Source organism: Microcoleus sp. D2_18a_B4 (genome assembly GCF_036702475.1).
GTDB lineage: Bacteria > Cyanobacteriota > Cyanobacteriia > Cyanobacteriales > Microcoleaceae > Microcoleus.
Genome location: NZ_JAUBTL010000014.1, coordinates 103667 through 125106, shown reverse-complemented (window position 1 = coordinate 125106; position 21440 = coordinate 103667). Strand labels below are relative to the sequence as shown.

Genomic DNA, 21440 nt, shown 5'->3' with positions numbered 1-21440 from the left:
ATCAGTTTAAATTAATCTGGTGGTTTTTATTGGTGAGGCGATCGCCTCTGACATTTTACCCAACCAGCAGCTTCATTGACTCCGACATCCTGCGTCGATCGAAAATGCTTTGCATCGTTGGGTGGCTTTACAAGTTAACCCAAAGCAGGGGAACTGGATCGCTTCTGAAACAACATAATCCAGAGAATTCATAATTACTATTTTTTTTGGCCTCCGCAAACACCTCTTCTGTGATTGCACGAAAATTTACTCCCGCTAGTTTGGTCACTTGAGTTTTTTCTTTATAGTTCCGATAAAAATCTGTAGGGGTGATATGAATGACAACACCATTACAGGCCAATTCCCAGTGGTTGTTGTATGACCGATGTTCCCGGGCCATTGTTCGCTGCGCTCTACTACCTGGACGAAAAGTTTCTCCAGCGAATAAATTGAATTTACTATATCTATGACGCTTAAATTTTAGGCTTGTATTTGTGTTTTGGTTTTGTTTGATGTAGTCTTTTATCTTAGCTGCTGTTCCCTGAGAAGACAAATTTTGCCAATCATATTTGAGATGGACTTTGAGGAGCGTGTCAGGAGCTTTAGGTTCCATACCGAAAATAATTAGCCGTCTTGAAAAGTTTTTTAGAAAATCTCTTAACACAATTTCTGATGGGATGACAGCAGGTGTTTCAACCTCTGTATTGTTCAGCAAAGGCTGGAATCTTTTAATTAAGCCTTTTTCTGCTTCACCCAAATTTTCTTCATTCCATGCTTGCCAAGCCAGTCTAACAGGAAACTCTTGGTCAATTTCTTCTAACTTATGGAGGCGGTGATGATTTCTCCATCTTGCCACCAAATTCTTAGCTTTCCCTATATAAAGAACTCTATTATTTGCATCTATCGCAAAATATATAGCTGCACATTCAGGTAACTGCTTGCGTTCAGATAAAGGAAGTGAGGGTAACTGCAAAGGATTAAGCATACTGGACATTTGATGATTCTTAGCTAAGCAATAATTATAAATTAATAATAAACTATTGCCAATATTTTTTGTGTCGAGTGCTACTCGTTTTCCTTTGTAAGGAACCTTCTCAGTGCTTGCTTTATAGATTTTTGAAAATTAGGGAAACCTCAAATCTGGACGCAATTAAATTGTAGACCAAGTGTATTTCTCAGGTAAAATCGAGTCTAATCCTTTAATTGCTGAGGCATAATCTCATGGTCATTCCTAAACTCAGTGAAACAACGATCGAGCATAACACCTCTGCCCAATCTCTCAAGCGGGGTGAAGCTTACTATTTAGCTGGCAATGTTACTAGGGCAGTCCGGCGTGGCAATATGGTGCAAGCAGTAGTGGAGGGTTCCGAAGTAGAACCCTACCGTGTTACCCTGCCCTTTGATGATGCCGGATTAGCATCTACATTATTCTGCACTTGTCCTTACGATAACGGTGGGTGGTGCAAACACATTGTGGCGACGCTGTTATTGTGTCTGCGGCAACCAGAAATAATTGAGCAGGGCCCGACATTGGAACAATTGCTCGATCGCCTCAACGATGTACAAACCCAGCAATTAATACAGCATTTAGTAAAAAAAGAACCATCACTCATTGATGCGATCGAACGATACATTAACTTAATTGCTATTCCTGCACCTTCAAACCAACCAACCAAAGCACCCCGCCACACCTCCATCGATCCTGCTCCCTTTCGACACCAAGTACGACGAATTTTGCGAGAGGCTGTGAGGTATTTGGAGGATGGATGGGAGGAAGACCCAATTACAGAAGAACTTTTAGATGTAATTCAGCGAGCCCAGGAATTCAGCGAACAGGGGGATGGCAACAACGCCTTAGTAATTTTAGAAGCCATCACCACAGCCTGCGTTGAAGATTGGGATGATGTAGAAGAATATGGCGCTGAAAATTCTGAGGTAGTTAACGCTTTGAATGAAGCTTGGACAGAAGCCATTTTGACGGCTCAACTAACTGCTGAAGAAGAGATCGATTTCCAGGTGATGTTAGAAGCTTGGCAAGATGAATGGGATTGTGATTTCAGTATGAGCTTGGAAGCTTTACGCCAAGGTTGGGATGACCCCCTACTCCAACAGGTACTGGAAGGAAACATTACTGGGTCAGGAGTTTGGGCCGGTGACGCACCAGACTGTGCTCACGACTTAGCATTGATTCGCTTGCAAATCCTCGATCGCCAGGAACGCGATCGAGAATACTTATACTTAGCCCAAGCAGAAGGTTGTACTCAACAATACTTGACGATGTTAACTCGTTTGGGGAGAGTAGAAGAAGCAGTGGAAGCTGCTGCTACCCAGATGCAATCAGCGGAAGATGCTTTGGCTCTCGTTCAAACTTTAAAACAACAGGGAGCCTTAGAACAAGCTCTGAAAATTTGCCAAGCTGGGTTAAATTTGTCAGGTCGTTGCCATTACCAACTGGCAACATCGATGAGTGAGTTGGCTGTTGAGTTGGGCGAAGATGAAGTTGCATTAAATGCTAGAATTCAGATATTTAAAATCCAACCGTCTTTTAGCGATTATAGTTTAGTGAAGGAGTTAGCAAGAGATAGTTGGTCAACTTTGAAAGCAGATTTGTTAGCAACTCTGAAAAGTAAGGAAAGTTGGAATTTTACTGACGCGAAGGTTGATATTTTTCTGGATGAGGGAATGATTGAAGATGCGATCGCCCTTGCTGATGGCTTAAGTTATTACCAATCAGCACTGATTCACCGAGTAATGGGGGCTGCTATCAGCCACAGCCCAGATTGGGTAATCACTAATGCTTGTGGGCGTGCTGCATCGATTATGGATCAAGGGAAATCAAGCGAGTACAATCTGGCGATTAAGTGGTTGGAAAAAGCCCGCGCTGCCTATTTACACACTGGGCAAAATCTTCAGTGGTCTGCTTATCGTTCTCAACTGATGCAAGTACACAGCCGGAAGCGGAAGTTGATGGAAATGCTCAAAAGTCCTGATTTAGATTGAGCCTTAAGTTTACCATAAACCCAAGTGAAAGCGACCCAACCCAGGAGCGAATAAATCTTACTTAATTTTTGCTTTCACGGCCCTAGATTCCACTGTGAATCCTGGAATATCTTGCAGTTCTGTTTCGCTCAAACTGTACTGTTCACAAACCAAACTCAAACGAGTTCCGGTACTTTTAACAGCGTTGACAGAGTGAGTCAAATCTCCTTGAAAATAGATCAGCGAGTTGGCTTGCGGCTTAATCTGCCCGACTTGCTGTTTGTTGCGCCGCAGTATCAACTCTCCCCCTTGCAAGTTCGGCGGCACTTGTACGTACAAAACGCTGACGGCTGCGGGAGGTTCAACAGTTTTGCAGTACGATCGCAAAGATCGATCGATATGCGGATCGACGCGGGAACCTTCACCCAGTAACAAAGGGTTGAGATAAAAAGCATTGCATTCAGGCTGTAATGCTTGGTCTAGATAGGGTTTGAACAAAGGGAACCGCCGTTCTACTTCGGCGATTTCCGAACGTTGAAACACGACGGAAAACCCTTTTGTGCCAATGAAATCGCGATTGAGGTTGTTGATTGCTAGATAAGGGGAGGCTAGAATTGCTCCTCGCAAGTCGTTGAGGTAGTCGATCGAGAAAGCGTTAGGATGTTGGCTATAGTATTTCAAGGCACTCAAAAATCATCAAAGTTTAAGGAAACAGCAGATAGAAATGCAGCAATCGCTCAGACTTGGGATTGCTTCGTTTCTCGCGGAGGGCATAATAATGTTGATTTCAGTCCGCGTACTTAAGTCAAAGGTTTTTCTTAACTGCGGGCCGCCCGGAAGTGTCGCAACCGACTAGCAACTGCCAAATATTACTATACAGGCGATCGACATATAGGCGATCGTTGTTGTGATTCGATTATATTGGCAATTCGATTATACATGATGCCGCTCGGCTGCCGATCGCCCTTTTATTTTAACTTGTCCAATTGCAGGGGCGAGCCTAATTTCCGCGATCGCATCCGGCCTCTGTTCTATCACCGATTTCTTGAGTTTGCTAGCTGGAAAACAGATGCGTGTTGGGGCTTTTTCGCAAACATCTTGCTCAAACAAGCAACCCGTGCATTAGGTCAAAATGCTGGGAGGGCGATCGACAAAATTTAAGTGGCGATAGAACGTTAATAAAGTTTACAAATAGAGGGGGGTCTAAAAAATACCAGCAGTCGCAACAGTTACTAAGTAATTATTTTAGATTAAATTAATATTTAACCGAGTGGAAAAAAGCAAAGCTGCCAGCTATAATTAAAGAGTAAGTGAAAAAAAATAACTCGCTGAAACGATATGGCAACAACATTGTACGAAAAAATGGGTGGAGAGCCAGCCATTAAAGAGATGGTGGATGATTTTTACCGCGATGTTTTGGCTGACGAGATAGTGAGCCATTTCTTCGATCATACAGACATGGAAAAGCAGCGCCGCCATCAAACTGCTTTTATCTCTTATGCCCTTGGCGGCCCCAAGCAATACTCAGGCCGTTCAATGGAGAAAGCACACGCAGGTTTGAATCTACAGCCTGAACACTTTGATGCAATTGTGAAGCATTTGACAGATGCAATAGTTGCCCACGGCGCGTCCCAAGAGGATCTCGATGAAGCGCTAGGTAAGATCGCGACTTTGAAAGAGGCTGTTTTGTACAAGTAAGATCGAGTGCAGACAAGAGGGTTTTTGCAGCCACTAGAATACTGATAAAAGTGGAGATTTCGTAATTGTGCAGCGAAAGCTCCACTTCGTTTTTGGCCGCATATAATGAACCGCTTGCGACGCGAAGGAAGAGAAGAGTTCACAATTGATGCGAGGATTGCTATAGTTATTTAACCGATAGCCCGTATGAGTTGTGGGAAGCAATCGCGCGATCGATATATAGCAATCCTTGCATCATTTGTGAATTTCTTACTTTCTCCCCACGGGTTCGGGGAGGGTTGGGGTGGGGTACAAAATTTACGACTTCTGCAAGGATTGCTATAGTAGTGGATTTAAGTTATTTGTGACATCTCGCACCGTTATCAAGAACAGGCAAGATGCCTGTTCCACAAGAAAATTTAGTCTTTGTGGAACAGGCATCTTGCCTGTTCATAAAGCCTGATTTAAAATGAAAAATGGTGCAAAACCTCAGTTATTTTTCACTTAATTTATGGATACCTGTTTCATTTTTTATAGATGCTTATTCAGCTAGCCACGGTATTGCCGAAGTATATTTTACCGCATTTGTTAATTTACTTGAAATGCTGACAAGTTATATTCCTCCTTTAGCTAGATGACGGCAGTCAAGTGCGGCTTGCACGATCGGTTTACTAATTGCAAATTACCAATTACCAATTACCAAATCGTATATGCCGCAATACTTCGGAAAACTGCAAACTACTGAACAGCCTTGGTCAACGATCGCCTCCGTACAATCCATAAATAAAACCGATCGCACCTTTCACTTTAATTGCGGCGAAACTTCCCTAAACCTCAGCATCCTCGCGCCGAATTTAATCAGAGTGCGAATGTCCCCGACAGGTGAATTCAAAAGCAGATCGCACTCAATAACCCTAGATGACGAAGAGTGGGAAATTATACCATTTGAAGTGCGAGAAACCGACGAAAAAATAGAAATTGAAACCGCAGAAATATTAATTTCCGTAAAGCGAGATCGCGCTGCAATCGAATGCTTTGACAAATCGGGAAAACCCTTTGCTAGCGACTGCGATCGCAGTATGGGATGGCGCGCAGGTGCAACCGCGGGCTGGAAGCGCATCGAAGCAGACGAGCACTTCTACGGTTTCGGCGAACGCACCGGCTTTCTCGACAAACTCTCCGAAGTCAAGACAAACTGGACAACCGACTCCCTCGACTACAATTCCCTCACCGATGAAATGTACCAGGCGATCGCATTTTACATCGCCCTGAATCCCGATCGCGCTTACGGCATTTTCTTCAACACTACATTTTGGAGTCAATTCGATATCGGCGCCGAACAACCGGGGGTTTTGCGGATGGAAACCAGAGGCCCGGAACTCGACTACTACATCATTTACGGCCCGGAACCTGCCCAAATTCTCGCCACCTACACGCAGTTAACCGGCCGGATGCCGCTTCCGCCAAAATGGGCACTGGGATACCACCAATGCCGCTGGAGCTACGAATCAGAGGACATTGTGCGCGAGTTGGCCAAGGAATTTCGCGATCGGGCGATTCCCTGCGATGTCATCCACCTCGACATCGACTATATGCGCGGCTACCGCGTTTTTACCTGGAGCCCGAAGCGTTTCCCCGATCCGGCGAAACTGATCGCAGACTTGAAAGCAGCGGGTTTTAAGGTTGTCACGATTGTCGATCCCGGTGTCAAGTACGAACCGGAAGCAGATTATGAAATATTCGATCAGGGTGTGGAAAATGACTATTTCGTCCGCACCGCAGAGGGAAAGCTATTCCACGGTTACGTTTGGCCGGACAAAGCGGTGTTTCCCGACTTCCTGCGGCCGGAGGTGCGCCAGTGGTGGGGCGAATTGCACAAAACTCTGACAGATATTGGGATTGCGGGGATTTGGAACGACATGAACGAACCTGCGATCGCCGAACGGCCTTTTGGCGATGGCGGCGAACACATCAGCTTTCCCCTGGATGCACCGCAAGGCCCGGAATCCGATCGCGCTACCCACGCCCAAACGCACAATTTGTATGGGTTGATGATGGCGAAAGCTTGTGCTGAGGGGTTGCAAAAAGTGCGATCGACCGATCGATCTTTTGTGCTGACGCGATCGGGTTTTGCGGGCGTTCAGCGTTACTCCTCGGTGTGGATGGGCGACAATCAATCGCAGTGGGAACACTTAGAAATGTCGCTACCAATGCTTTGCAACATGGGGCTTTCCGGCGTGGCGTTTGTCGGTTGCGACATCGGCGGTTTTGCGGGGAATGCAACCGCTGAATTGTTCGCGCGGTGGATGCAGGTGGGGATGCTGTATCCCTTGATGCGCGGTCATTCGGCGATGAGTACGGCGCAGCACGAACCGTGGGTTTTTGGCGATCGCACTGAGAAGATTTGCCGCGAATACATCAATTTGCGCTATCAGTTGTTGCCTTATATTTACACCTTGTTTTGGGAAGCTGCGACGACGGGAACGCCGATTTTGCGACCGCTACTATATCACTTTCCGCGCGATCGGGCAACTTATCACCTTTACGATCAAGTATTACTCGGCCCGTCGCTGATGGCTGCACCTGTTTACCGGCCAGGCGTTGAGCATCGCGCCGTGTATTTGCCGGAGGGGACTTGGTACGATTGGTGGACGGGTGAATGCTATCAGGGCCCGATGCACATTTTAGCCTATGCACCTTTGGAGAGAATGCCGCTTTACGTGCGGGGCGGGGGCATAATTGCGATCGCACCTGTGAGGCAATTTGTCAGCGAAGAACCGCTTGAGTCATTAAAAATGCGAATTTGGCCCGGAAGCGGTGAATGGACGCTTTATGAGGACGATGGACACAGTTTTGAACATGAAAAAGGTGTCTGGGCTACGACTACTTACAAGGTGTATTTGGAAGGGGAAAAAATCATCGTTGAAATTGCCGCGCGCGAGGGTCAATTTTTGATATCAGAACGCGAAGTTATTGTGGAAGTTGTTGGCGTTGGCGAACAGCGATTTACAGATGATGGTACGGTGCGGCGTTTGACATTTGGATAACTTTGGCATCACATCAAATCCGGTAGCATCGTCCTGTATTCATCTCTGTATTCTCTCCCTCTGCGTTCTCTGCGCCCTCTGCGGTTAAATCATTCCGATGCAACCGGAAACGATATCAAGCGGTTTATGCTATGGTGGCATTCATTCAGGGCGATCGCTCGATCTGGCAGAGTTTGAGATGGAAAGGGCGATCGTCTGTGATTCATCTGTAGCTAGAGAAAATTTATTTCTAGGGTAGCAAAGATGTTAACGGGTTATAGAAATCCCAAAAAAATATCTAAAAAAATCGGCAAAGGGGTTGGATAAATTGTAAAGTAAAGGTTGTGAGGATAGTGTTTCCCCTGAAGACCGAAATAATTTTAAAGTATTACAAGAACAATGGAAATTTTATCAGTATGATTATCTCCCATATAGCTCTGAAAAATTGGCGCAATTTTCAGTCAGTGAATGTTGATTTGCGCGATCGCGTTTTTGTGGTAGGCCCTAATGCTTGTGGTAAGTCAAACTTTCTCGATTCATTGCGCTTTTTGCGGGATCTGGCTAAAGCAGGAGGCGGATTGCAGAAAGCCGTGAGCGATCGAGGTGGCGTCTCAAAAATTCGCAGTCTTTATGCGCGCCGTTATCCAGATGTAGAAATAGAAATTCACCTTTCCGAATCTAATGCCCAACAGCCATTATGGAGGTATGGGCTGGGAATTAAACAGAGAAAAGGGGGGAAAAATGAGCCGATTGTTGCCTACGAACGAGTTTGGAAAGGCGAGGAGCAAATTGTCAATCGCCCTACTCAAGAAGATGACAACGATGAGCTACGTCTCACCCAGACTTATTTAGAGCAAATTAATGCCAATGCAGAATTTAGAGAAATTCCTAAATTTTTAGAAGCGATTTTATATTTACATTTAATTCCTCAGTTAGTTCGCCATCCCGAAGCTTTTGCTACCCCTGGACTTTCCGAAGATCCTTTTGGGAGAACTTTTTTAGAGCGAGTTGCTAAAACTACCGAAAAAACCAGAAAATCGCGATTAAAAAAAATTGAAGATGCTTTAAAGCTGGCTGTCCCACAATTGAAAAACCTCACAGATACCAAAGATGTGATGGGGGTTCCGCATTTGGAAGCTGTTTACGAACATTGGCGGCCCGGAGCAGGAAAACAACGGGAAGACCAATTTTCTGACGGAACGTTACGGTTAATTGGTTTACTCTGGTCACTGTTAGAATCCGATTCATTATTGTTATTAGAAGAACCAGAACTTTCCTTAAATTCGGCGATTGTTAGCAATCTACCCTCTCTGATTTATCGCCTTCAGCGTCCGAGAAAGCGACAGGTTATTCTGAGTACCCATAGTGCTGATTTGCTCTCAGACAAAGGCATTGGCGGCGAAGAGGTGCTGCTAATGACACCGACTCCTGAAGGAACTCAGGTAAAACTTGCTTCAAGTAATGAACAAATCAAAATGCTATTAGAAGGAGGTTTAAGTATAGCTGATGCTGCACTTCCTCTGACAGCACCGCCCGCGATCGAACAACTCAGTTTATTCAAATGACAGATATTCCCATCAATCTAGTGTTTGAGGATGTACTGAGTGAAGCAGTTCTTAAACAAATGCTCAAACAGTCTCAACGTCCCTTTTCAGTGGGACAGTGCTTGAATCAGAGAGGATATGGCAAAATTAAAAAGATTATTTCTGGATTAAATTATGCGGCCAAGGGAATGCCATACTTAGTATTAACTGATTTGGATAATGCAGAATGCCCGCTAGTAATTATTTCGGAGTGGTTAACTCAACCAAAACATCCTAATCTGCTGTTTCGGATTGCTGTTAAAGAAGTGGAAGCGTGGTTACTTGCACATCGATCGGCATTTGCCGAATTTCTGGGTATTTCAGTAGACTTGATTCCTCCTGGCGACGCGGATCGAATTCCTGACCCCAAGCAGCTTTTAATCAATTTGGCTAAAAAGTCAAAGAAGCGAAATCTGCGGGATGCGATCGTCCCCGCTCCTAATAGTACGGCTAAAATTGGTAAAGACTACAACGGTCAACTGATCCAGTTTGTCAATCAAAGTTGGCAGGTTGCGTCAGCACAGACTAATTCCCCCAGTTTGGAACGAGCTATGAATGCACTCATAAATTTTCAACCAACCTGGGAAAATTGAGGATAAAGAGAAATTATGTTATCATCATCTACTATGATTAACTGATAATCTGTTATAATATACATGAAATTTTATTATTACCACATTTATGCTAGAACCCTATCACCTAGCTAATTTGTTGCTTGTCGCTGCCAAAAAATCCGAAAGTGAATGATTGGGAGGGAAATAGAATGTCTACAAGAATTGAAGAAGTTAAGAAGCAGTTATCTAGTCCAAGTGAGCAAGAAAGACTTGCTGCTTTATCAGAAACTCTCAATTATGGTCAACAAGGTTTAGAACTATTGATTGAACAGTCAATCAAAGATCAATCAGACAGAGTTAAACAATTTGCCTACAGAGTTTTTCGGGGTGATAATTCTTGTTTGAGGGGAAATACACCCGAAAACTTAACAACTTGCCCAACAGATGTTATTACTTGTCTAGCAATAAGTCCAGGCAATACTATTTTAGTTGGAGGGAGTTGGAAAAAGATTTGGGTATGGGATTTGCAAACGGGGGGAATAATTCGTAGTATTGAAGGACATTCGCACTGGGTTTTGTCTGTGGCTATTAGTCCTGATGGAAATACATTAGTTAGCGGAGGTGCAGATAAAAATATTAACGTATGGAATTTAAAAACAGGGCAGGTTAGTCGGACGCTCAATGGTCATTCTAGTTGGATTACTGCTGTTGCTATCCCTGCTGACGGAAAAAAAATTGTTAGCGGTAGCGCAGATAAAACCATCAAAATATGGGAGCTAAATACAGGTAAGCTAAGTAAAACCATAAAAAATGAAAAGGAACTATTTTGTGTTTTGAGCTTATGTATTAGCCATGATGGAAAAGTCATCGCTTGTGGAAGCACTAATAATAAAATTACATTATGGAATTTAGATAGCGGTCAACTCATAGGCAGTATTGAAGGGCATTCGGCTTGGATTCAATCTTTAAGTATTACTTCAGGCAACACAACCTTAATTAGTGGAAGTCGTGATGGGGTTATCAAATTTTGGCAATCCAAAACTGAAGAAGTGTCTTCAAATCAATCAGCTTCAGTTTTGGGGAAAGGTTTAGTAGATGTAGCAGCTACTATAGCAGGATTTTCATTAGGAGGGCCTATAGCTGTAGGGGCTTGGGTTTTAGGTAGGATTATTGTGGCCGCAGCAGATAATGGAGATGCTTCTGTACTACCTCTTCTAAATTTAGAATGCACCAATACTTACTCTCACAATCAATCAATTAATTCTCTAGCTTATCATGTCAATCAAAATATACTTGTAGTAGGCTTTTCCCAAAACATTAAAATATTTCATTTACGAGATAATTATAATAAAATCATCTATGATTTACCAGAAGAGTCTGGTTTTATTAGCTCTGTAGCAATTAGCTCTAATGGAAAAACTCTTGCTGTTGCAGGTAAAGATTGGGTAACATTGTTGGAGGCAGAAACCGGAAAACCACTTCATGCTATTAAGGGATGTTCTTATCCTAAACTAAGCAAAATTGTTATTTATGAAACTTTCCAAGCACTCTTTTGTGGTCAAGAGCAGCATTTTATTGTTAAAGTTTTAGATCAGAATAATAGAGAGATGAACTTTAACGATCAAGATATTACATGGGAAACTACTGGTGGTAAAATCGAACAGGGTTTATTTACCGCAGGTCAAAGAGAAGGAAGATTTGAAGTTAAAGCAAAGATAGGCATTTTTGAGACTTCTGTCACAATTACTATTATTCAGCCTCCTAGAATCACTGATATTTCTTTTGCTCCCTCTAGTATTACTTTAGAGTTTGGTAAAACGCAACAATTCACAGCACAAGTTTTAGATCAACGCAGAAAGCCCATGCAGGAAACTGTATTATGGGAAGTAAGCGGAGGGGGTAAAATTGACCAAAATGGCAATTTTATAGCTGGAAGCAAACAAGGTAAATTTGAAATCATAGCTTCAGTTAGTTCAATTCGTCGAGTTATTCCAATTACGATTATTGAACCTCCGAGACTAGCAAAACTAATTATTATATCTTCAATACCTCAATTAGAGTTTGGTCAGAGCTTTCAGTTTCGAGTTAAAGGAGTAGATCAGTATGATAACAACATACAAACTGGGAAAATTACTTGGTCAGCAAGTAGCGGAGGTGGAACAATTAACCAAAATGGCAATTTTCTAGCTGGAAGCAAGCAAGGAAATTTTGAAATTATCGCTTCAGTCCGTTCTATGCGTCGAGTTATCCCAATTACGATTATTGAACCTCCGAAGCTAGCAGAACTAATTATTACATCCTCAACATCTCAATTAGAGTTTGGGCAGAGTTTTCAGTTTCGAGTAAAAGGTGAGGATCAGTATGGTGACAACATAAATATTGGACAAATAGCCTGGAGTACAACGGGCGGGTCAATTCTGAATAATGGAATGTTCCGCGCTAGTTATCAAGAGGAGAAAATAACTGTTACTGCTACTCTGGGAGAAATAAGCGCTTCTGCTGAGGTCACGATAGTTGAACCACCAAAACTAACGACATTAGTAATTTCACCAAAGGAAGTAAAAATAAAGCCTGGACAGCATCAACAATTCAAGCTTCATGGTTTAGATCAGTGGGCTCGTGAAATCGCAGTTGGACGGATAGTTTGGAAAGCAACAGGCGGTACGATTGACCAAAATGGCGATTTTATAGCTGACATAAATGCTAAAGGTAAGTTTAGAGGAACTGCTACTTCCACGGAATACAATGTCAGTACCTTTGCTGATATTACAGTAGTTTCTGTATTGATATACTTTTCTATTTTTGCCAAGGAAGTAGCACTTAAACCCGAAGAAAATTTCACTTTTGATGTTATAGGATTTGATCAACAAGATGAACCAATACAGATTAATAAAGTAGATTGGCAATGTACTCAAGGGGGAAGAATTAACGCCAATGGAACTTTTATAGGAGGTTATGAAAAGCGTGAAGTTACGGTTAATGCGACAGTCGAAGGAATTACTCAATCAGTTACAGTTACGTTGCTCCCAGTTTTAAGACGATTAGAGATTTATCCTGAAAAAGTAGTAAAGCTCCAGCCTGGTGAATGCCAAAAATTTACAGCAGTAGGCTTAGACCAATATGGCAATCGAATAGATACTGGAAAAATATCTTGGGAAACAACAGGTGGAAAAATTGACCCAAGCGGTAATTTTACTGCCGATCATAATGCGAAAGGTACATTTAAGGTAAGAGCTACTGTTACTGAAATATCTGAATCTGGGGTAAGGGCTAAACTCTTAATCTTGGGAATATACATGAGGCTTTTATATCGTGTATTTTCATTGGTTAATTTTACCCAAAGTAATTTCATCCTCAAGTCGGCTGTCGAGCTTATAAAAAGTAATTTTACGACTGGTCAACAAACAGAACAAGCAGAAAATACAGAAACAGATTTTACAAATGAAGAAACCGAGATCCTTGGTTTTGATATAGAAGCGTGGTTACAGAAAAACATCTTTAAGATTGTCGCTCGGATTCTAGACTTGGCGGGTGAATTATTTATTAATGCCGCTAAGATTAGTGCTTCTGTTGAAGTTATTGTAGTTCCTGTATTGAGACAATTAGAAATTTCTCCTAAAAAAGTACAACTTAAGCTTAATCATAATTTAACTTTTACTGCTAGAGGATTTGATCAGCAAGGGGATCTGATGAGGCCAGGGAATATAATCTGGCGTGCAACAAGTGGCAATATAAATTCAGATGGTAAATTTATCGCTGGAAAAAGTATCGGTCAAGTTAAAATAACCGCCCTTGTTGGAGAGATTTATGATTCTACATTCATAAATGTAGTTGAGGATCAGAAATTAACACTACCACCATTAACACTTCTACCCAATCCTGCACCTGCACCTGCACCTGCACCTGCACCTACAGAGACAGTTGAGCGGGATCATGAACAAGATGATGATTTTGATGATGATTTTGATGATGATTTTGATGATGATTTTGATGATGATTTTGATGATGATTTTGATGATGATGTCTTCAAAGATAATTATTTTTATAAGTATTATTTTGCTGAATATATTTATGAGAATGATATCGATATAAGAGGTAATTATTTTTCTGGGGAGTATTTTTATTGCGATAAATTTCCGAATAAAATCGAGGCGTGGTTTTACAGAAGCCAGCTTTTTTACTACGATGGTTATAGTATTAATGATGTACTCGATGGTTATAGTATTTAATGATGTACTCGCTCATGATGATTATTTAAATTAGATGGATGCTAGGAACTTTTTCGAGTATCTAATAGAGTAATGAAAAATTAATTTATGAATAAAATACCATAATTCACAGAGTAAACTAACTAAGGTGTTTAATTTTAAATACTTAACAAACAGTTAATAAATACTGTTATAATATACCGTCCGGGGATGACTAGACCCGACACCTACCCACAAACTATGCAAGCCATCCAAATTACCACATTCCAAGCTTTGTGGCGCAGCTTGGGCCTGATAATCAAAGCCGCACCAATAGAACTCCGCCATTTAATAATACTCAACATTATCAGCGGTGCGGCCCCATCTGCCGTCCTATTCTTAGATAAATTAATCATTGATGAAGTATCTCGGTTGCTGTCGCAAACCCAAACAGCACAGCCCTTTACTTTAATGCTTTCCCGGCCAATCTTGCTGTGGAGTATTGGCGGAGTCTTAAGTCTCAAGTTAGTTGGTGATGCCCTAGACACAATGAACTCTTTTGTCGCGACATCTTTGCGCGATCGCGTTCAAGGCTTTGTCGAAGGAAAAGTCCTCGAAAAAGTCGCCAATTTCGACGATATTGCCCTCTTTGAAAACCCGGAACTATTAAATATAGTAGAACTCGCAAAAAGCGGAGTAGCCAAAATACAGCAACTAGCCTTTACCATCAGCATGACCATCACGGGAATTTTTATATTTATTCCATCGATAGGCCTTGCTGCTGCAATAGCTTGGTGGGTGCCATTGCTGATGTTAATCTCATCATCTCCCTCAATTTATACCCAAAGAAAATATAGCAGAATCATCTGGAGAGTTCAAAGAAAGCAAGCTAAAATCAGCCGCGAAATGAACTTATCCGCTCGAGTATTGACGGACGAAGAATATGCTAAAGAATTGCGTTTGTTTGGCTTGCAGGAACTTTGGCTCAAACGCTGGCAGGATCAGTTTTTGCAATTTTTTAGCGAGATGCAGCAAATCCGAAAAAAAGGAGCTTTTGTTGTACTTTTCTGGTCGATGTTTAGTAGAATCGGAGTGGCTTTGCCATTTATCTATGTAGTAATGGGAGCTTTGGGTGGTCGCTATACTTTGGGCGATTTAGCACTCTATTCTGGTTTGATTGTTCAAGTAAAGCAAAGTTTGCATATGCTGATTAGCACTTCTACTAATTTGTACGATATCTCTCTCAGCGTTAGTCCGATTTTTCAACTGTTGGAACTCAAGCCAGAATTGCAGTCGCCGCTTGGAGATGTAGCATCTCGCCTGCCGAGTTTACCAGATGGCGGGCAAGATGCCCGTGCCACAAAAGATAAAATTGGCATCGAGATTAAGCATCTATCTTTCTGCTATCCCGGTAGCAATAAAAGCACGGTTGAAGATATCAACTTAACCATTAATCCGGGTGAAATGCTAGTGCTTGTTGGTGAAAATGGCGCGGGTAAAACAACTCTTGGCAAACTCCTCGGCCGCCTGTACGACCCGACAAGTGGTACGATCGCCTGGAACGGCAAAGATTTGCGATCGTACTCTCTAGCATACGTGCGATCGCGCATCGCCGTCGTTATGCAAGATTACGCCCGTTTCCCCTCCACAGTTCGCGAAAACGTCGGTTTCGGCGACTTGCTTTCACTGTCAGATGACACCGCAATTAATGAAGCTATTTCCGAAGCAGGAATTAGCGCCAAAGTCAATAGTCTTGCCGCAGGTTTAGAGACACCGTTGGGGAAACAATTAGAAGACGGCATAGACTTATCGGGGGGACAGTGGCAAAGAATTGCGATCGCCCGCGCCTTAATGCGGCTTTCTACAGCCGAAGTGCTCATTTTTGACGAACCAACCGCCGCCCTCGACCCCAAGACAGAACACGAAATTTACAGCATCTTCCGCCAAATAGCCGCCGGGAAAACAACCATAGTCATCAGTCACAGATTGGGATTAGCAAAAATTGCCGATCGCATCGCCGTGATGGAAAACGGTAAAATAGCAGAAATAGGAACTCACGACGAATTGATAGCATCAAACGGAATTTACTGCTCAATGTTCACCCGTCAAGCTAGCAGCTATATTTAGAGTTAAACAAACAGTCCGCCAGGGGTTAAAACCCCTGTCTCATAGCGAAAGTCGGTTGAAACTCACATCTTGCACCATTCTCAAGAACAGGCTTTCCGGCCTGTTCCACAAAGAGTGAATTTTGTTGTGGAACAGGCCGGAAAGCCTGTTCATAAAAAGCTTACTGAGAATGGTGCAACATCTCAGTTTCAACCGACTGGGGAGATATTGCAATGCTTGTTCAAAAATGTGTCTTTCAGTCCTCTTTGAGAGGACTTTTGCTATGAGACGGGGGTTTTCAACCCCCGGCGGACTTGTGGGTTAGCGTGGGGAATTTGGCGCGGGTGATTGTGATCAATTATCGCGGATTTGCGCTCTAATTTCTCTCGTTAGGTGGCGAGAAACCGAGTTTCTGCGACAATTTTCAGTTGAGTACGAGAAATATCGGAAGAAACCCGATTCCTGGGATGATTGTGCGAGATAGATTTATGAGAGATTAATCTCATTTGTTTTGTGGCAAAGTCTCGATCTCCCCTAGCCCCCCTTAAAAAGGGGGGGACAAAAGTCAAATACAAATTCCCGCTTCTTAACGAGAGGACAAAAGTTCGATTCAAAGTCAACCCCTACTCCCCCTTCTTAAGGGGGATTTAGGGGGATCTAGCCTTCGAGGTAAAGCAGAGATACCTGTTTTACTGTTGAATGCGATCTTTTTGAGAAAATTGTCAGAAAGTGCGAGTTATAATAAAACCAACCTAGTTGGCGATAATATCAACGATGGAAACTATAACTCTCAACCTACCTGCAGCCGTCGCTTTAACCGACGAACAATTTTATCAATTGTCCATCGCTAATGAAGAGTGGCGATTAGAACAAACCCCCGAAGGAGAACTAATTATTATGCCTCCAACAGGCGGCGAAAGCGGCATCAGAAATTCCGATTTGACTACAGACCTAAATTTGTGGAATCGTCAGACTCGATTGGGAAAAGTCTTTGACTCTTCGACTGTCTTTCAATTACCTAACGGTGCGAAGCGTTCCCCTGATGCTGCTTGGGTACTCCTAGAACGTTGGGAAGCATTATCCGCAGAAGATAAGCGCAAATTTCCTCCCCTGTGCCCGGACTTTGTAATAGAATTGCGATCGCAAACTGATTCCCTAGAAACATTGCGGGCTAAAATGCGGTATTATCGAACTAACGGCTGTCGCTTAGGTTGGCTAATTGACCCCCAAACGCCCTTAGTAGAAATCTATCGCTTGTCTGAAGATGTAGCAGAAGTGATTAATTTCTCTTTTGACCAACCGCCTACACTTTCGGGTGAAGATGTACTTCCCGGATTTCTTCTAGATATTACACCTATTCTCAATCCTTGAATCTCGATCCATTTTCTTTAGTTTGCTGGCGAGAAACCGGGTTTCTGCGACAATTTTTGGTTGAGTACGAGAGATTTAGGAAGAAACCCGGTTTTTGGGATTCACTGCGTGGCGAGAAACCGGGTTTCGGCAACAATTTTTGGTTGAGTACGAGAGATATAGGAAGAAACCCGGTTTCTGAGATTCTTGTGCCTCCGAAAAGTCGATCGCAAATTATCTCCCCGTTAGAGTATCCGCATAAGGATCGGGCAAAGCTTGCTGCACCTCCAAAAGCGGCAAAGGATCTCCAGTCAACGGTTGGCTAATCAAATTTTTTTTTAGCCCATCTCCCCGGCGATCGCGCTCTTGCAGCTTCAGCAATTCCTCTTGATAAACAGCAACAATTCGCCCTAAACTCAGCACCAAATCATCCCAATTATCATCTCCCACCAACTTCTCCGAAATTCCCTCAAATAACTCTCCCGCTTGCCTTTTTTGGACATAAGCTTTCAAAAGCTTTCCCGACTTTTGCAAAACGGCCTGATAAATATCCCCATCAGACCACCACAGCCCCTGTTGACTCAGCAGCCAAGTCAAAATATACTCGCGAGCGTGTTGCTCCTTCACCCAGGCCGCGAGATACTGCAAATCTTCCATAGTTACAACCGTCTCCTAAAATTTCCTTAAAATGTCCGCTTGTTTGTATCTACCGTTACCGCGATCGACATAATACCTGCCTTATCATCACCTGCCCGCGTCATTAATATCCCTTAAATCTTAAAAAAACCCTACTGATTTACCAAACAGCAATTCTGAGAATATAAAAATAAACCTAAACCTCCTAGGTCTATTGTCCAATACTTTTAGTCCACCGGAAAGCGGTACACCCCGCCTCGCTTTCCTCTCTCGCAAATCAATCCTCAAGCGGGAACAACCAGCGGGTTATTAGCATGACAAAGCAAAATTTTGGTTTAATCGGTCTAGCAGTGATGGGCGAGAACCTTGCCCTCAACGTCGAAAGCAGAGGCTTCTCCGTGGCTGTGTACAACCGCACAGCAGCTAAAACCGACGACTTCATGGCCCTGCGCGCCCCCGGCAAGAACATTGTAGCCGCCAAGACTCTGACAGAATTCGTCGATGCCCTAGAAACCCCGCGCCGAATCTTAGTCATGGTGCAAGCTGGGAAACCCGTAGATGCGGTCATCGATCAGCTCAAACCCATGCTGTCACCGGGCGACATGATTATTGACGGTGGCAACTCGCTCTACGACGACACCGAACGCCGCACCAAAGATTTAGAATCGATCGGACTGGGATTTGTCGGCATGGGCATCAGCGGCGGCGAAGAAGGCGCGCTGAATGGTGCTAGCTTGATGCCCGGTGGCACGCAAACAGCTTACGGCCTACTAGAGCCAATTCTCACCAAAATTGCTGCTCAAGTAGATGACGGCCCCTGCGTGACTTTCATCGGCCCTGGTGGCGCTGGCCACTACGTGAAAATGGTTCACAACGGCATTGAGTACGGGGATATGCAGCTCATTGCTGAAGCCTACGATTTGCTCAAAAACGTTGGTGGATTGAACGGCCAGCAGTTGCAGGAAGTTTTTGCCGAATGGAATACCACAGACGAACTCAACTCGTTTTTGATTGAAATTACGGCTAACATTTTCAAGTACAACGACCCGGAAACTAAGCAACCCTTAGTTGAGGTAATTATGGACGCAGCCGGTCAAAAAGGTACCGGCCGCTGGACGGTAATGAGTGCTTTGGAATTGGGCGTGAGCATTCCCACAATTATCGCTGCGGTGAATGCGAGAATCATGTCTTCTTACAAAGACGAGCGCATCAAAGCTTCCCAAGAACTAACCGGGCCTAGCGGCAAGTACGAAGGCGATACTAAAGAGTTTGTGAACAAAGTCCGGGATGCGCTTTACTGCTCGAAGATTTGCTCCTACGCGCAAGGCATGGCGCTGTTGAGCGCGGCATCGAAGTCGTACAACTATGACTTAAGTTTGAGCGAAATTTCCAGAATTTGGAAGGGTGGCTGTATCATTCGGGCTGGATTTTTGGACAAGATTAAAACAGCTTTCAAGGACGATCCCACGTTGCCGAATTTGCTGTTAGCGCCGGAGTTCAAACAGAGCATTCTCGATCGCCAATCGGCTTGGCGAGACGTGTTGGCTACTGCTTGCCAACTGGGGATTGCAGTGCCAGCATTTAGCGCCTCGCTGGACTATTTCGACAGCTACCGACGCGAAAGATTGCCACAAAACCTCACGCAAGCTCAGCGTGATTATTTTGGGGCTCACACCTACGAACGCACCGACAAACCGCGCGGTGAATTCTTCCACTCTGAGTGGACGCAGACTGCTAAAGAGTCGCTGCAAACCGGTACTACGGACTAATTAATTTTTGTAGGGTGCGTTTCGGCGCACCTTACAGCTCAACCATGAGATTACTGTCAACTACTCTTTTTCCTGAACCCACACGGATACTGAACCGCCTTGACAGCGAAACTCGCCCCAACCCCACTCGTTAGTAGAAACAGGTTCCTGAATATGCCCTGTTAAATCCACAAACTTAGCATGAGGTTTACCAACTTCCATCCACTTGGAACCCTCCGGGCCGTCACTCATAATTACTGCCATTGCCTGTGGATGTTTCCCATCGCCCAATCTCGTCCAGCCAATTGTATTCCAATGATCGAAATAGTCATATTGAGGGCCGTAGGCGAAGTGTTTGCGAGCATGAAGAAACTTGTCAATTAGCGATCGATGAGAGGGCATAACAATCTTATACCGATTGCGATCACGCCCCCTATCTTCATATTCTGCACCGTAATAATCGCCGTAGAAAACGCAGGGATAACCTTCTCTTCGCAATAGAATAATCGCATAAGCAAGAGGTTTAAACCAGGGTTCTACCACAGATTCAAGTGCTTGCAGCGGTTGGGAGTCGTGGTTTTCGACAAACGTTACTGCATGAGCCGGTTGCTGCTGCATCATTGTACCGTCTAAGATGCGCCGCATATCGTAGTTACCACCTTGTTTGCTGGCGTAATGAAAGTTGTAATGCAGCGGCACATCAAAAACTGACATTTTGCCCTTAACTGAACCGACATACCAGTGCAGGATATCGATATTTGGTGCCCAATACTCACCGACAACAAACAAATCTTTGCCGACATATCGCTCCATTTCATCCAACCATTCCGCAAAAAACCAAGACGATATGTGCTTGATTGCATCTATACGGAAACCGTCGGCACCTGTTGTGTCGAGATACCACTTACCCCAGCGTGTAATTTCATCTCGTACCCATTGATCCTGGAAATCCAGATCGCACCCCATTAAATATGCAAAATTGCCATTTTCTAGGGCAACATAATCATCAAAAACTCTCCCTTCTACCAAATAGACTGTGCCGCGATCGTCTGAATTGTATTCGTTGTAGTCTACTGCGTCAAAATGCCACCAGTGCCATTCAAATTGGGAATATTTACCTTTGCGTCCGGGAAAGTTAAAATGGGTGTAGCTTTTGATTTCTTGCAACCCACCTTTGGGATTTAGCCGATTGTTGTGAGGATAAGGAGTTGCCTTAAATATCTCTGCTGCATCTGCACCCATTTTGTGGTTGATAACTACATCGGCATAGACTTGAACCTGAGATTTGTGTAGGGCTGCGATCGCATCCAAATATTGCTGCTTAGTACCATATTTGGTGCGTATTGAATTTTTTTGGTCGAATTCTCCCAAATCAAATAAGTCGTAAACCCCATATCCAACGTCGCTTTGCCCGGCCATTCCTTTGTAAGCTGGGGGCAGCCACAGTGCCGTAAAACCCGCATCTGCCAATTCTTTCGCTTGGTTTTTCACCTCATCCCACAGGGTTCCTCGATCGGGAATGTACCAGTGGAAATATTGCATCATCGTGCCGTTGATATCTGCCATTTTGCACCCTTGTCTTGAGATGATACTGATAATTTAAACCGATCTTAGG

Annotated in this window: 16 protein-coding genes; 12 read left to right on the top strand and 4 right to left on the bottom strand. The window is 43.7% G+C overall.

Translation table 11 applies throughout. From position 1 onward, the window contains the following. Nucleotides 1-127: 127 nt before the first annotated feature. Nucleotides 128-964, bottom strand: a complete 837-nt coding sequence (locus tag QUB04_RS11315; RefSeq protein ID WP_333284184.1) for a GIY-YIG nuclease family protein — start codon at nt 962-964, stop codon at nt 128-130. Nucleotides 965-1200: 236 nt separating this feature from the next. Between QUB04_RS11315 and QUB04_RS11310 the strand changes: the two genes are divergently transcribed. Next, entirely contained in the window at nt 1201-2979 is a 1779-nt protein-coding gene (locus QUB04_RS11310; protein ID WP_333284182.1) for an SWIM zinc finger family protein, read from the top strand. 57 nt (nt 2980-3036) lie between these two features. Here the strand turns inward: QUB04_RS11310 and QUB04_RS11305 are convergent, their stop codons facing one another. Then, entirely contained in the window at nt 3037-3639 is a 603-nt protein-coding gene (locus tag QUB04_RS11305) for a 2OG-Fe(II) oxygenase (RefSeq protein WP_041622513.1), read from the bottom strand. Between the two features lie 240 nt (nt 3640-3879). On the opposite strand from QUB04_RS11305, the gene QUB04_RS11300 reads away from it, so the two are divergent. From QUB04_RS11300 to QUB04_RS11255, 10 genes are all read left to right on the top strand, one after another. Next, the gene (locus QUB04_RS11300; protein WP_333284180.1) at nt 3880-4119 is read left to right on the top strand and encodes a hypothetical protein; all 240 of its coding nucleotides are present in this window, start codon (nt 3880-3882) and stop codon (nt 4117-4119) included. 177 nt (nt 4120-4296) lie between these two features. Next, the gene (locus QUB04_RS11295) at nt 4297-4656 is read left to right on the top strand and encodes a group 1 truncated hemoglobin (protein ID WP_333160123.1); all 360 of its coding nucleotides are present in this window, start codon (nt 4297-4299) and stop codon (nt 4654-4656) included. Between the two features lie 455 nt (nt 4657-5111). Beyond that, entirely contained in the window at nt 5112-5273 is a 162-nt protein-coding gene (locus QUB04_RS11290) for a hypothetical protein (RefSeq protein WP_333284178.1), read from the top strand. A gap of 72 nt (nt 5274-5345) precedes the next feature. Beyond that, on the top strand, nt 5346-7682 hold the full coding sequence (locus QUB04_RS11285) for a glycoside hydrolase family 31 protein (protein ID WP_333284176.1): 2337 nt from the start codon (nt 5346-5348) through the stop codon (nt 7680-7682). Nucleotides 7683-7779: 97 nt separating this feature from the next. Next, complete coding sequence (locus QUB04_RS11280; protein WP_333284174.1) at nt 7780-7920, top strand: hypothetical protein; 141 nt, start codon at nt 7780-7782, stop codon at nt 7918-7920. A gap of 157 nt (nt 7921-8077) precedes the next feature. Next, the gene (locus tag QUB04_RS11275) at nt 8078-9226 is read left to right on the top strand and encodes an AAA family ATPase (RefSeq protein WP_333284171.1); all 1149 of its coding nucleotides are present in this window, start codon (nt 8078-8080) and stop codon (nt 9224-9226) included. Continuing rightward, on the top strand, nt 9223-9837 hold the full coding sequence (locus tag QUB04_RS11270; protein ID WP_333284169.1) for a hypothetical protein: 615 nt from the start codon (nt 9223-9225) through the stop codon (nt 9835-9837). Before QUB04_RS11275 ends, QUB04_RS11270 begins: the two co-directional genes overlap by 4 nt. A 170-nt stretch (nt 9838-10007) precedes the next feature. Then, nucleotides 10008-14027, top strand: a complete 4020-nt coding sequence (locus QUB04_RS11265; protein ID WP_333284167.1) for a WD40 repeat domain-containing protein — start codon at nt 10008-10010, stop codon at nt 14025-14027. Between the two features lie 219 nt (nt 14028-14246). Continuing rightward, nucleotides 14247-16112, top strand: coding sequence for an ABC transporter ATP-binding protein (locus QUB04_RS11260; protein ID WP_333284165.1), 1866 nt, complete (start codon nt 14247-14249; stop codon nt 16110-16112). 753 nt (nt 16113-16865) lie between these two features. Beyond that, on the top strand, nt 16866-17462 hold the full coding sequence (locus QUB04_RS11255) for a Uma2 family endonuclease (RefSeq protein WP_333284163.1): 597 nt from the start codon (nt 16866-16868) through the stop codon (nt 17460-17462). A 213-nt stretch (nt 17463-17675) separates the two neighbouring features. Here QUB04_RS11255 and QUB04_RS11250 read toward each other — a convergent pair whose 3' ends face one another. Then, nucleotides 17676-18098 carry a hypothetical protein gene (locus QUB04_RS11250; RefSeq protein WP_333145077.1) on the bottom strand — a complete coding sequence of 141 codons (423 nt, stop codon included), beginning with the start codon at nt 18096-18098 and terminating at the stop codon, nt 17676-17678. 293 nt (nt 18099-18391) lie between these two features. Between QUB04_RS11250 and gnd the strand changes: the two genes are divergently transcribed. Then, on the top strand, nt 18392-19846 hold the full coding sequence (gene gnd, locus QUB04_RS11245; protein ID WP_333284161.1) for a decarboxylating NADP(+)-dependent phosphogluconate dehydrogenase: 1455 nt from the start codon (nt 18392-18394) through the stop codon (nt 19844-19846). Nucleotides 19847-19906: 60 nt separating this feature from the next. On the opposite strand, the gene QUB04_RS11240 is transcribed toward gnd, so the two are convergent. Further along, nucleotides 19907-21391: an alpha-amylase gene (locus QUB04_RS11240; protein WP_333284159.1), complete on the bottom strand. Its 1485-nt coding sequence runs from the start codon at nt 21389-21391 to the stop codon at nt 19907-19909. Between the last annotated feature and the right edge of the window lie 49 nt (nt 21392-21440).